General features: G+C 58.3%; 1 protein-coding gene. It reads right to left on the reverse strand.

Going from position 1 to position 266, the window contains the following annotated elements; translation table 11 throughout:
* A partial coding sequence (locus Q0796_RS18235; protein WP_298445917.1) for a VCBS domain-containing protein occupies positions 1-266 on the reverse strand: 266 nt, incomplete at both ends.

The raw sequence follows: 266 nt of genomic DNA on the forward strand, positions 1-266 counted from the left end.
ATGGTGTTGGCGTTGAAGGCCAAATCTGGGTTGTCGGCGTCGCTTGCGGTCAGGGTGCCATCGAGGATGGCGCTATCACCCTCGGTGATGCGGTCGGCGTCGCTGGAAATGTCTGGTGCGTCATCGGTACCAGTGATGGTGATGGTGACGGTGGTGGTGCTGCCGTCACTTAAGGTAACGGTGAATTCTCGAACTTCTTCCTGACCCAAAGTCAGTGCATCAACGGTGTCGTTGTCGGCTAGGTCGAAGGTCCAGCTGCCGTCGGC

Source organism: uncultured Ferrimonas sp., from assembly GCF_947489035.1.
Taxonomy (GTDB): Bacteria; Pseudomonadota; Gammaproteobacteria; order Enterobacterales; family Shewanellaceae; genus Ferrimonas.